This is a genomic window from Allorhizobium paknamense, assembly GCF_030815125.1.
Taxonomy (GTDB): Bacteria; Pseudomonadota; Alphaproteobacteria; order Rhizobiales; family Rhizobiaceae; genus Allorhizobium; species Allorhizobium paknamense.
Genome location: NZ_JAUSWH010000012.1, coordinates 145,180 through 158,073, shown reverse-complemented (window position 1 = coordinate 158,073; position 12,894 = coordinate 145,180). Strand labels below are relative to the sequence as shown.

Sequence of the window (12,894 nt, the reverse complement as noted above, 5' to 3'; positions counted from 1 at the left end):
CCTTGCGCTTGTTCGCGGCCATTCAATCCCATCCCGTTCAACAGAACACCCATCCTGATTGAGTTTTGACCCTAGAGCATTTCCAGGAAAAGTGGAATCCGGTTTCCCGTCCGGAAATGCGTAAAAACAAAGAGTTAGAGCGCCGATCTGATTCAATCAGATCGAAAAGCGCTCTAAAACCGCACGAGGTCTTCAAGTTCGGGCAGGAGAACCACGCTCTCCTGCTCGTTCGGATCGGTACGCGCAATCACCGCCACGCAGGGCTCGCTGGAAAGATTGGCCGGCAGATGCGGCACCCCTGCCGGAATGTAGAAAAGCTCGCCCGCCCGATGCACCACATGGTTTTCCAGCCTGTCGCCAAACCAGGTATGGGCCTCGCCGGAAATCAGATAGATCGCCGTTTCATGCGCCTCATGCATATGCGCCTTGGCGCGCCCGCCGGGCGGAATGGTAAGGAGATGCATGCAGATGCCCTTGGCGCCCACGGTTTCGGCGGCAATGCCGGCAAAATAACTGAAACCCTGCTTGCCGTCATAGGTATCCGTCGGGCGGACCAGCTTGCAGGTGGGCTTTTCGAGATGATCCATGACGGCTCCTCCGCGGCTTGGCTTATTATAAGCCTAGCGGAAGATTGGGGCAATTTCACCCATCCCTTAAGAAATTTGCTATTGTAAGATGCATGAGCGACGCCCATCTTGTGCGCCATTGTGGGTGAGGTTGTCCAGCATCGGGAAATGCGCGGACAGCCGGTGATGATCGCGGGCGATAAAACCGCTGGCCGGTGCTTGTCGTAGAATAACCGATCCTGGACGTTTCGGAGGGGTAGAGAGCGTGCGCACATTCGTTTTTCTGGCAGCAACCGGCCTGCTTTTCAGCCTTTCGCTTGAGAGGGGCCAAGCCGCAGACCCCGCCCCTGCCGCAACGGAAGCCCGGCTGCCGGCCATTGTGGTGACTGAAACCATGAAGCGCCATCTGACCGAGCGGGTGCTGGCCACCGGCACCATCCGGGCCGTGGAGGAGCTTTACGTTGCGCCGGAAGTGGACGGGCTGCAGGTGCAATCGCTGCTGGCCGATGTTGGCGATCATGTGACGGCAGGCCAGGTGCTGGCGACGCTGAATGGTGACAGCCTGAAACTGCAGAAGGCGCAGCTTCTGGCCAACAAGGCCCGCGCCGAAGCCTCGCTCACCCAGGGGCGCATTCAGCTGACGGATGCTGAAGCGAGCGCCCTTGAAGCCGAGCGGCAGTTGAAGCGCGGTCAGGCGCTGGTCACCGGCGGCACCATCTCCACCTCGCAATTGCAGCAGCAGGAAACCTCCGCCATCAATGCCCGCAACCGGGTGGAAACCGCCCGGCAGGCCATTGCCATTGCCGAAGCGGAACTGAAGGCGGTGGACAGCCAGATCGACGATATCGACCTGAAGCTGGCGCGCACCGAGGTGAAGGCTCCCTATGGCGGCGTGGTAACGGCGCGCAACGCCCGCATCGGCGCTATTGCCACGGGCGCAGGCCAGCCGCTGTTCACGCTGATCCGCGAAGGCCAGCTGGAACTGGTGGCGGATGTTTCGGAAACCGATATTGCGAAAATGAAGACCGGCCAGCGCGCGGACGTCACCATTCCGGGCCGTCTCGAACCGCTGACAGGCCATATCCGGCTGATCTCGCCCGCCATCGACCAGACGACACGGCTGGGAGCCGTGCATGTGGAGCTGGATGATGACGGCGTGGCGCGCCAGGGCATGTATGGCAGCGCCTCGATTGCCGTTTCCGCCGTCGATGGGCTGGCGCTGCCGCTCTCGGCGGTGAATACCGGCAAGCACGGAGCGAGCGTGCGCGTGGTGCGCGACGGCGTGGTGCATCAGGTAACCGTCAAAACCGGGATCGAGGAAAACGGTTTTCTGGAAATCGCGGAAGGGCTTCAGGCCGGAGACATGGTGGTGGCGAAGGCCGGGGCCTTCGTGCGCGATGGCGACCGGATCAGACCCGTGCGTGAAGATGTGACGGCCTCCAACTGACGGACGATGACGATGAACTTTTCCGCCTGGTCGATCCGCAATCCGGTTGCGCCGCTGCTCGGCTTCTTTCTGTTGATGGTGCTGGGCATCCAGTCCTTCAACAAGCTGCCGATCACCCGTTTTCCCAATATCGACGTGCCGATTGCCTCCATCACCGTCACCCAGAGCGGCGCCTCGCCGTCTGAACTGGAAATGCAGGTGACGAAGGAAATCGAGGATGCGGTGGCCTCGATCAACGGCGTGGATGAAATCCAGTCCACCGTCACCGACGGCACCTCCGTGACCTCGGTGGTGTTCCGGCTGGAAGTGCCCACCGAACAGGCCGTGCAGGATGTGAAGGACGCCATCGACAAGATCAGGGGCGACCTGCCCGCCGATGTCGATGAGCCGATCGTCGCCAAGGTGGATGTGGAAGGCCAGGCCATCCAGACCTATGCCGTCACCGCGCCGAATATGTCGCTGGAAGAACTCTCCTGGTTCGTGGACGATACCGTCAAGCGTGCCCTGCAAGGCCAGCGCGGCGTGGGGCGCATCGACCGCTATGGCGGCGCCGACCGCGAGGTGCGGGTCGAGCTCGATCCGGACCGGCTGAACTCCTTCGGCATCACTGCCGCCGATGTCTCCAAGCAATTGCGCGGCACCAATGTCGATATCGGCTCGGGCCGCGGCCAGATTGCCGGGGCCGAACAGGCCATCCGCGTGCTGGGCGATACGCGCGACCCGCGCGTGCTGGCCAATGCCACGATTGCGCTCAGCAATGGCCGCTTCGTCAAGCTTTCGGATCTCGGACGCATCTACGACACCTATGAGGAGCAGAAATCCTTCGCGCTGTTCAACGGCGAGCCGGTGGTGACCTTCGCGGTGTTCCGCGCAAAGGGGGCCTCGGAGGTTTCCGTGGCCGAAACGGTGGCGGAAAGCCTGAACAAGGTGCGCGCCGCCAATCCGGGCGTCGGCATCGAGCTGATCAGCGATTCGGTCTATTTCACCCACGGCAATTACGAGGCCGCCATCGATACGCTGCTGGAAGGGGCAGTGCTGGCGGTCATCGTCGTCTTCCTCTTCCTGCGCAACTGGCGCGCCACGATCATTTCTGCCATCGCCCTGCCGCTCTCGGCCATTCCGACCTTCTGGATCATGGACATGATCGGCTTTTCGCTGAACCTCGTCAGCTTTCTGGCGCTGACGCTGGCCACCGGCATTCTGGTGGATGACGCGATTGTCGAGATCGAAAACATTGCCCGCCATATCAAGATGGGCAAGACGCCCTACCGCGCCGCCATCGAAGCGGCGGACGAGATCGGGCTGGCGGTGATTGCCACCACCTTCACCATCATCGCCGTTTTCGTGCCGGTCTCCTTCATGCCGGGCATTGCCGGGCAGTATTTCATCCAGTTCGGGCTGACGGTGGCCTTCTCGGTGTTCTTCTCGCTGGTGGTGGCGCGCCTCATCACGCCGCTGATGGCGGCCTATCTGATGCGCCCGGAAGACGGCGAGGAAGATCACGAGCATGAAGGCGGCTTCATGCGGGTCTATAACCGGCTGGTGGCCGCCACCACGCGGCGACGCTCGGCGCGCTATCTGACCCTCGTCGGGGCCTTTGCCTTCCTCATCGGCTCCATGGCGCTTCTGGCGCAGGTGCCGGGCAGCTTCCTGCCGCCGGATGACGCAGGCCGCATCATCCTGAATGTCGAACTGCCGCCCAATGCGACATTGGCCGAGACCGAAAAGCGCACCAAGGCCATCTATCAATCCGTGAGGGATCTGGATGGGGTGGAAAGCGTCTTCGTGCTCGGCGGGGCGTCTGCCAAGGGCGAACTGGAGCTGCGCCGCGCCACGGTGACGCTCAACCTGGTGAAGATCGAGCATTCGCTGGTGAAGACACTGGTCAATTCCACCGTCAACGCGATCCCGCTGCTGGGGCCGCATCTACCGAAACTTCCGGTGGAAGGCCGCACCCGTCCGCAATGGGCCATCGAGGCGGATGTGTTCCAGCGGCTGCGCGACATTCCCGATATTCGCGTGCAAAAGCTCAACGACCGGGGCGAACGCGATCTGGCCTTCAACTTCCTCTCCAAGGACGAGGATGCCCTGAACGATGCGGCGAGCCTGCTGGTCGCGAAGCTTTCGACGATGCCGCAACTGGCCAATGTCAGTTCCGACGGTTCCCTGCCGCGCCCGGAACTGCAAATCCGCCCGAAGCGGGATGAAATGGCGCGGCTCGGCATTACCCCGCAGCAGGTATCCCAGACCATTCGCGTTGCAACCATTGGCGATATTGACGCGCAATTGCCGAAGATTTCGCTGGATGACCGGCTGATCCCGATCCGGGTACAGCTGTCGCTGGACATGCGCCGTGATCTCGCGGCCATCCGCGCCCTGAAAATCCAGACGGCGGCAGGCGCAACCGTGCCGCTCTCCACCATTGCCGATATCGACTATACGGAGGGTGTCAGTTCCATCAAGCGCAACAACCGCAACCGCGTGGTTTCCATCGGCGCGGACCTGCCGCAGGGCGGCGCGCTGGATACGGCAACGGCGGCCTTCAAGCAGGCAGTGGCCGAGGCCAAGCTGCCCGCCTCGGTGTCGCTGGCCGAAAGCGGCGATACCAAGGTGCAGAACGAAATGCAGGAAAGCTTCGTCAATGCGATGATCCTTGGCCTGATGCTGGTGCTGACGGTGCTGATCCTGCTATTCAAGGACGTGATCCAGCCCTTCACCATTCTCTTCTCGCTGCCGCTGGCAATTGGCGGCGTGGCGGTGGGGCTGATCCTCACCAAGAATGCGCTCTCCATGCCGGTGCTGATCGGTATTCTGATGCTGATGGGCATCGTCACCAAGAACGCCATCCTGCTGGTGGATTTCGCCATCGAGATGCGCCGTCACGGCATGGAGCGGGTGGAAGCGATGATCGAGGCGGGCCGCAAGCGCGCCCGGCCGATCATCATGACCTCGATTGCCATGTCGGCGGGCATGCTGCCGTCGGCGCTCGGCGTCGGTGAAGGCGGCTCCTTCCGCTCGCCCATGGCCATTGCCGTGATCGGCGGCATCATCGTCTCCACGGTGATGAGCCTGATCGTGGTTCCGGCCTTCTTCCTGATTATGGACGATCTCTCGGTGCTGCTGGCGCGGCTCTTCGGCCGCTTCGTCGGCCGCAAGGAGGAGGAACCGGAAAGCCTGGATCTGCCCACACTGACCGCGCTTTCCCGCGGCAATGCCGAGCGCATCGACAACTTGCAGACCCGGGTGGCCGCGCTCGACGGCATTCGCCCGCCCCATACGCACAATGCGGCGGCAGAATAGATATTACAGCGCCGTGCGCCAAATATGGCGCACGGCGCTGTAAGCGGCATATCGCCCCATAACAACAACGGCGTCACTTGAAAAAAGTGGCGCCGTTTGTGTTTTGATTGATCGAAATCAAACACAAGCTCCCCGGCTCACCGTAATTTGACCCCATCCAAGGGGCGGCGGAACCGGATCGTGACATTCGCAACTGAATGTCCTCCGGGAGGGGCACCCCGACGGGCGCGCAGGGCACGCCTTCTTTACCGAAAGCGAGAGGCCTGCCCCCGTCGGGTATCGCCTGTTTGAGAGGTACAAGGAGCTGGCAAGCCGTGAACAAGGTACTGAATTTGAACACGCGCGATCGAAACATTCTGGTAAGGTCCCCGCTGATGTCCGCTTTGGGACCGGGATCGCTTGCCCGGATGATGGAACTGGCGACAGTCCTGAATTTCGAGACCAAGGACATTCTCTTTCGCGAAGGCGAGCAGGCGGAATATTTTTACTGCGTTCTCTCCGGCTATGTCCGCCTTTACCGGCTGAACCGGGATGGCCGCGAAGCCGATATCCGCATCTGCGGCTCGGGCGATACCTTCGCCGAATCCCTGCTGGCCATGGGGGAGAGCTATCACTACAACGCGCAGGCCGCCGAAAACGTGACCATTGCCCGCTTTGACCTGCAAAAGGTCCGGCTGCTGGCCGAGCAGGAGCGCGACATAGCCCGCGCCATCATCCAGTGCCTGTCCAGCTATCTGCGCAGCACGATGGACTGCATCGCCAATGACCGGCTGCAGACCGCGCCGCAGCGGGTGGCCCAATATCTGCTGGACAATTGCCAGGATTGCATGGGCACGGTTTCCATTCGCCTGCCTTTCCAGAAAAGCCTGCTGGCCGGCAAGCTGGGACTGGCCCCGGAAGCGCTGTCGCGCGCCTTCTCCTCGCTGCGCCGTGCCGGTGTGACGGTGCGCGGGCGGATGATCCAGATCAACGACGTCAATGCGCTGAAGCAGATCTAGAGCATTGTCCCGAGAAAAGTGTAGTTGCGGTTTTCCGTCCGGAAATGCGTAAAAACAAAAGCTTAGAGCACGTCCGGTGAACCCGTGTTCACCGGACGTGCTCTAATCGTTACAGCGCCACCTCTTCAAGCAAGGCCCGGCGATCCGTGATTGCCGGGCCTTGTTGCATTCACAATCCGCCGTGGCTCTTCAGGAAATCCACCACATCGGCCACGCCTTCGCCACGCTTCAAATCTGTGAAGACATGCGGATGACCGGCGCGCATGCGGTTTGCATCGCTCTCCATCACGGCGATATCCACGCCCACATGCGGTGCAAGATCTTTCTTGTTGATGATCAGCAGATCGGATTTGGTGATGCCGGGGCCGCCCTTGCGGGGAATTTCCTCACCCTGGCAGACGGAAATCACATAGATGGTCAGATCGGCGAGATCCGGTGAAAAGGTGGCCGCGAGATTGTCGCCACCGGATTCGATGAAGATCACGTCGAGATCGGGAATGCGCTCATTGAGATCGGCGATGGCCTGCAGATTGATCGAGGCATCCTCACGAATGGCGGTGTGCGGACAGCCGCCGGTTTCCACCCCGACAATCCGGTCGGAGGTGAGCGCCTGCATGCGGATCAACGCATCGGCATCTTCCCGCGTATAAATATCATTGGTGACGACAGCGACGGAGTAATGCTCCCGCATGGCCTTGCAGAGCTTTTCCGTCAGCGCCGTCTTGCCGGAACCCACCGGGCCACCGATACCGACGCGCAGCGGTCCATGTGCCGATTTCATCCTGTTCACCCTTTCTCAGCAGAGTCTTTCATTGCCGTTTGTCTTTTCGGATATTGCGGTCAAGCCGGGTCGCGCCCATCAGGACCGGAACAGCCGCACCTCCTGCGTTTCATGTCGGGCAGACGCCATGTCGGCCATGATGGTGGCGCTGCCGAGATCCTCGAGCGAAGCCTGCGCGGCGCGGTGGGCGGTCGCCTCCACCTGCTCTTCCAGTTCCGCCAGCAGCGCCACGCCCTGTTTCTGCCCGCAGACACCAAGCCGGATGGCTGCGGAGACAAGCTGCGACAGGGCCGCGTGCAGATAGGCCGCCAGCGCTGCCGAACAGTCCACGCCATGGCGCGCCGCAACCGCACCCACCGCCACGGGATAGGCAAGCCTGCGCGGCAAAACATCCCCCTCACCCGCATGCCATGCCCCGGCAGCCTCGCAGAAGGCGGTGCCCAGCGCCATGGTTTCCTGATGCCGCTCGCGTGAGCCGGCCAGCGCCTCCGCCAGTTCCGCAACAGAGGCCAGCATCTCCGCGTTTGCCCGATGGGCCGCCGCCAGCAGCACGGCATCGTTCCACACACTGCCGTGGGCGATCAAAAGCGAAGCCCAGCGGCCAAGACCGGCGGCATCTCGCACCCATCCATCCTGCACGGCCCGCTCCAGCCCGCCGGACCAGGCAAAACCGCCCACGGGAAAGGCCGGAGACAGCCAGGCCATCAACCTTAAAAGCGCGCGATTGGACGAGATCGTCATGACGGGCCGCGTTCAGTGCGCATGGCCGTGGCCGTGATAGGCCCCGCGCACCGGCTGGAAGGGTTCCGTCACCTCCTGCACCTGCGCACCCAGTCCCTGCAGCATGGCGCGGATCACCGGGTCACGGCCGATCAGGATGCGGTCCGCCTCGATCTGGGCGGGAAGATGCCGGTTGCCGAGATGCCAGGCAAGTTCGAGAAGATGCAAAGGGCCCTTGGCTTCGATGGCATAGAGCTTCTCATCCGCAGCCTTCACCTCGATCAGATCGCCATTCTCCATCACCAGCTTATCGCCATCAGCCAGCAACACGGCCTGGGCGAGATCCAGCATGACCATGTCGCCATTGTCGAGATGCAGGAGCTTGCGGCGCAAGTGGCGCAAATCATGAGGTAAAACAACGATATGGGAAGGCGGGTCGGAGGCCTCCCCGGCGGGAAGAACGGAGGTGACGCGCAGCATGTGCACTCCAATATGGCGATGGCCGACATTGCACAAAAGGAGGGCAGTCCGCAATATGGAAAACCGGCCATGCCGGGCAGGCAAGGATCAGGATGCCGCCTGAACAGCGATAACCGCCTCCTCGGCGTCATCCTCGTGAATGACCCGGTTACGCCCCTCAGCCTTGGCCCTGTAGAGCGCCCGGTCGGCGGCGGCATAGATGGCTTCCTTGCGCCGTTCCGGCGTAATTTCGGCCACCCCGGCGGAAATCGTCAGATCGATCCACTGCCCATCGAATTGCAGGGGAAGGGCTGCAACACGCAGCCGCGCGGTCTCGACCAGGGCCAGCCGCTCGCCACGGCTTTTGCCGCGCAGGATCAGGCCGAACTCCTCTCCCCCAAGCCGGGCGCAAACATCTCCTGCGGCAGTCGTCTCCGCCAGCACATCGGAAACGGCGCGGATGACGAAATCACCGGCGCAATGGCCGTGATTGTCATTGATCAGCTTGAAACGGTCGAGATCGATGATCACCAGGCTCGCCTCCGCCGAGGTTTCCTCCAGCACCTCGGTAAAGGCGCGCCGGTTGAGCAGGCCGGACAATTCATCCACCCGGCTCAGATACTGATATTTCGCCTTGGCTCTGGCGAGGCGGCGCAATTCGAGACCGATGGGCAGGCCGGTGACTGTCGCGACGAAAGAGGAAACCAGCCAGGACATGGCAACGCCGACCTTCAGCGAGTCCGCGAAAGACGCGGTCAGGAGGCCGAAGAAGCGACAGAGAGGAATGGCAACGAACTGAAACAGCAAGGACAGCGAGATGGACAAAAACATCAGCCTCAGCACGAAGCCGAACACATTTCCCTCACGGGAAAGATCGTCAAAGCCCCGGCGCAGCGAAAGCCACTCCCTCAATCGAATCACCTGTCGCCCCCTGCGTTTGCGATGTTCTGGATAGGTGGCTTTTCTTGGCGCTTCCCTAAACCGATCGTTAAAATGCAACAGATCTTCGGGTCGCTCTTTTTTTGCAGGAGGATCGTGGAAAAGGCACAATGTCAGCTGGCTTCCCTCGAAACCCATGAAAAAGCCAACTCATCATCGCGATAACGCCCTGGACCGGTCACAGCGCATGATGCAAGAGGCAGACACGCAGTTTGACCCGGCCATTGCGAAGCCTCTTCACGTTCGCGTGACAAAAGAGTGGAGCCAGCCGATAAAGGCAGCATTGAGATAGTATAGCCCAGATTATCACACGCAAAGCGCGCAATCGCAGTAGAAAATAGAGTAACCACCTCACTTTCGCGTCGTAAGGTTAAATTCCCCATTCCTCATAATTGCCCGAAATTGCTGGCAAAAAAATCCAGCACTCGATGGAACAAAGGTGAAAAGAGATTGCACCCAGAGAAAACCGAATTACGTGATTGAAAAACAGTAATCCGTATATTTTAATGGGCGCATTATTGCACTTTAACGCGTTCTTAACCAAGACCATCTGCCCGTTACCGGGCACGCTGAACGCGGTTCATGATGATCCCGGAAAGCGCTGGAGATGTCTGACATGGCGATGAGTACGAAAGACACGAGCCGGCTGGCTAGAACGACTGCGGAGACCTTTGCCGGCAAGCGTAAAGAGCCTCGCCTTTCGGTGCTGGCGCCAACGCGTTACCCCTGGCGTTTCAATTCGCCGCGTGAAAGCCGGCATGCCATTGAAAACCGCAATTTCATTCCGATGAACTACATCTCGCCGAAGCTCGAAGGCATTACGATGTTTTCCCCCTTCCCGCTGAAGCGCTTCGATCTCGTGCATGCCTTCAACCGGATTCCGCTGGGCACCACGCCTTTCATCATTTCCTTCGAATCGCACATGCCGCGCGGCTTCGGCATTGAGAACAGCCGTTTCTATCGCTTCATGACCAATCGGCTGGCCAATGACCGGTGTCTGGGCATTGGCGCGATTTCCGAGCATGCCCGACGGATTTTCCTCAAGACCCACCGCAACAGCGCCGATTATGAAACGCTGCGGCGCAAGCTCTTCGTGCGCTATCCGAATATGGTGATCGAAGAGCGGGATGACGGCTATGACAGCGCTGACCGTGGCCCGATCCGGGTGGTATTTGTCGGCAATCATTTCGGCCGCAAGGGCGGCTGCGTTGGGCTGCGGCTGGCGGAACTGGCGCTGGAGCGCAATCTGCCGGTGGAGGTCTCGATCGTTTCCAGCATGGAAATGGGCGCAGTCTCCTGGACCGACCCGCTCTTGCCCGGCTATTTCGACCGGTACCGGCAATTGCTGAGCCTGCCGAATGTGCGCCACCACCAGAACATTCCCAATGCCCAGGTGCTGAAAATCCTGCGCAAGGCGCATTTTTCGCTGCTGACGACCTTCTGCGATACCTTCGGCTTCAGCGCCATTGAATCCATGGCCAATTACGTTCCGGTGATCGCCACCCGTCAGGGGGCGCTGCCGGAATTCATCAAGCATCGGCAGAACGGCCTGATGCTGGGCATGGAAACCAATGAGATCGGCGAATGGAAGCATATTGCCGATGACCGCAGCACCACGGAATTTGCCGAGGTGCATGCGCGGGAAATCGAACGGCTGGCGGAAGAGAGCCTTGCCGAAATCACGGCCATCATGGCCGACCGCAATGGCTATCAGGCCCTGCGCAAGGCGGCCTATATGACGGCGAGAACGACCTTCTCCGCCAGCGACGCCAATGATTTCTGGGACGATTACTATGTGGAGGCATTAAGCCGCTACAAGGCAGGCCATAATGCCTTCCGTCTTCAACACAAGCCGTTTTAAAGCATTTTCCTGAGAGAAGTGCTTACAGCGCCGAGCGTTTTATCAAACGCTCGGCGCTGTAGCGTTTTGGTCTCTTCTCCCCATCGGGGGAAGTCCCCGGCAGGGGGATGAGGGGTTGCGAAGCTTTGCAAGCTTCTGCGTCGTATACTGTGGTCCGTGAAAGAATGAAGCGCTCTAAAGCCCGTTGCGGCTTATCAGCCCCATGCAACGTGCTTTAGTTCTTGTTTTAACGCATGTCGTTCTCGCAAAACCGCTGCACACTTTTGCGCGACATGCTCTAAAGCCCCATCGTCTTGCCGAGCAGGAAGACCATGGAGAACCCTGCCGCAATACCGCTTTTCGGATTGCCGGAGTAAGACGGGTTCTGCAAGGTGTTGACGTTCCAGACATAGGTGACCCAGGGCTGGAAGATGACATCGCCCGCCAGCACGAAATTCGCGTCGATGCCCACACCCATCTCATCGCGGCCCACGGTGTAACTGCCGAGATTGCTGGCCTTCAGGTAGCTCTGGGCATTGGAGGTGACGCGGTTCCAGAGGAACTTGACCGAGTAGCTGTCATAAGGACGGCTGGAAAACGGCCCGTTCAGGGTCAGGCCTGCATTGCCTTCATTCTGCAGACCGTAGCTGTTGTCCTCATCGAAGCTGGTATAGAGGCTGGCATAGACGGACAATGATGTCGCCGCCGGGTCATCGCTGGCCCGCCAGATAGTCTGGCGGCCACCGAGATAGATGCCGCTGGTGCCATCATGGGCATCCACCGTCTTTGCGGAGTCCTGCCGACCGTCATTATAATAGAACATCGCCTCGTAATATTTCGGATAGAGATCAGTCTTCGGCGAGGTCTGATAGACGAGATTGGCGAGGTAGAGATTGTTGTTCGGCTCTTCCAGGGTCACACCGTTCGGCAGCGTGACCTTGCCGTTCCAGCCCTCCCAGCCATTGGTGAAGGGAAAGGCGGTGTTGCTGCGCCAGAAGCCCACCTGCGCCGTCCATTCCGGCGTAAAGTGGTAAGCAGCGCGCGCGCTCCAGTTGGCATAGGGCGGCGGGTTCATGCCCATCCCATCCTGCGTGCTGCCCAATTGGCACAGGAAAGGCTGGTTACACAGCGCCTTGGCGAAATAGTTGGCCGCCTGATCGATACCGAAAGAGCCTTCCAGGCGATCATCGAACAGCTTTTGCTCCCAGATGAACTGCCGCAGATGCCATTCATCCGGAATATAGGGACCGGCATGACCGATGAAGGAATCGCCAGCATAGGTGCCGAATGTGCCGCTATTATAGGTCCAGGGTATGTACAGATAATGGAATCGAACGATCGATCCCGGCAATTCGACCAGTTTGTCGAGATCAAGATCGACACCCGCATCGAAGATCGTCACGTTCTCGTACTGGCCGGTCTTCTGGCCCATGCTCGGATTGGTCAGATAGAGATCGAAGGCGTTGAGATCGAAGCTGATGCCGATATCCTTCAGCTTCTTGCTATAGGGCGCAAGCGGGCCTGGACCGGTATCGCCATTGAGAAAGTCGATAAATCCCGATCCGCTCCCGGCATCCTGCGGCTTGATGGCGGGGCTATCGCCCGCAAAAGCTGTCGAAAGACACGAAAAAAGGCCGAGTGCCGAGAGCGCCCCCACTCTCCACTCCATAATTCCATAGGAAGTCAAAATTCAATCCTCTCCGAAAAGCAGAAAAATCCCCGTCTGCGGCGATGGACTTGGCGGCACCGTCCCAAGGACGGACAAAACCACCAAGACTAGGTTTTTACGCATAACCGAAGAAACGGTGCATCCATTTGCTTGCACAAAGCTGGATTCACCACGC

The 12,894-nt window shown here is 60.0% G+C and carries 10 protein-coding genes; 4 read left to right on the top strand and 6 right to left on the bottom strand.

All coding sequences use genetic code 11. From position 1 onward, the window contains the following. Nucleotides 1-173: 173 nt before the first annotated feature. Nucleotides 174-587 (bottom strand): cupin domain-containing protein, encoded by a 414-nt coding sequence (locus QO005_RS17455; protein WP_307159345.1) that lies wholly within the window; start codon nucleotides 585-587, stop codon nucleotides 174-176. A 244-nt stretch (nucleotides 588-831) separates the two neighbouring features. Between QO005_RS17455 and QO005_RS17450 the strand changes: the two genes are divergently transcribed. From QO005_RS17450 to QO005_RS17440, 3 genes are all read left to right on the top strand, one after another. Then, the gene (locus QO005_RS17450; RefSeq protein ID WP_307159344.1) at nucleotides 832-2,013 is read left to right on the top strand and encodes an efflux RND transporter periplasmic adaptor subunit; all 1,182 of its coding nucleotides are present in this window, start codon (nucleotides 832-834) and stop codon (nucleotides 2,011-2,013) included. Between the two features lie 12 nt (nucleotides 2,014-2,025). Then, on the top strand, nucleotides 2,026-5,313 hold the full coding sequence (locus QO005_RS17445; RefSeq protein ID WP_307159343.1) for an efflux RND transporter permease subunit: 3,288 nt from the start codon (nucleotides 2,026-2,028) through the stop codon (nucleotides 5,311-5,313). Between the two features lie 374 nt (nucleotides 5,314-5,687). Next, nucleotides 5,688-6,311: a Crp/Fnr family transcriptional regulator gene (locus QO005_RS17440; RefSeq protein ID WP_307159342.1), complete on the top strand. Its 624-nt coding sequence runs from the start codon at nucleotides 5,688-5,690 to the stop codon at nucleotides 6,309-6,311. Between the two features lie 169 nt (nucleotides 6,312-6,480). Here QO005_RS17440 and ureG read toward each other — a convergent pair whose 3' ends face one another. The 4 genes from ureG to QO005_RS17420 all read right to left on the bottom strand — a co-directional run bounded on the left by ureG (nucleotide 6,481) and on the right by QO005_RS17420 (nucleotide 9,192). Next, nucleotides 6,481-7,092, bottom strand: a complete 612-nt coding sequence (gene ureG / locus QO005_RS17435; RefSeq protein WP_307159341.1) for an urease accessory protein UreG — start codon at nucleotides 7,090-7,092, stop codon at nucleotides 6,481-6,483. 78 nt (nucleotides 7,093-7,170) lie between these two features. Next, nucleotides 7,171-7,833 (bottom strand): urease accessory protein UreF, encoded by a 663-nt coding sequence (locus QO005_RS17430; RefSeq protein ID WP_307159340.1) that lies wholly within the window; start codon nucleotides 7,831-7,833, stop codon nucleotides 7,171-7,173. A 12-nt stretch (nucleotides 7,834-7,845) separates the two neighbouring features. Next, nucleotides 7,846-8,292 carry an urease accessory protein UreE gene (ureE, locus tag QO005_RS17425; RefSeq protein WP_307159339.1) on the bottom strand — a complete coding sequence of 149 codons (447 nt, stop codon included), beginning with the start codon at nucleotides 8,290-8,292 and terminating at the stop codon, nucleotides 7,846-7,848. 87 nt (nucleotides 8,293-8,379) lie between these two features. Beyond that, nucleotides 8,380-9,192, bottom strand: a complete 813-nt coding sequence (locus QO005_RS17420) for a GGDEF domain-containing protein (RefSeq protein WP_307159338.1) — start codon at nucleotides 9,190-9,192, stop codon at nucleotides 8,380-8,382. A gap of 634 nt (nucleotides 9,193-9,826) precedes the next feature. On the opposite strand from QO005_RS17420, the gene QO005_RS17415 reads away from it, so the two are divergent. Further along, nucleotides 9,827-11,071: a glycosyltransferase family 4 protein gene (locus QO005_RS17415; protein ID WP_307159337.1), complete on the top strand. Its 1,245-nt coding sequence runs from the start codon at nucleotides 9,827-9,829 to the stop codon at nucleotides 11,069-11,071. Between the two features lie 277 nt (nucleotides 11,072-11,348). Here QO005_RS17415 and QO005_RS17410 read toward each other — a convergent pair whose 3' ends face one another. After that, nucleotides 11,349-12,737, bottom strand: a complete 1,389-nt coding sequence (locus QO005_RS17410; RefSeq protein ID WP_307159336.1) for a carbohydrate porin — start codon at nucleotides 12,735-12,737, stop codon at nucleotides 11,349-11,351. Nucleotides 12,738-12,894 lie beyond the last annotated feature (157 nt).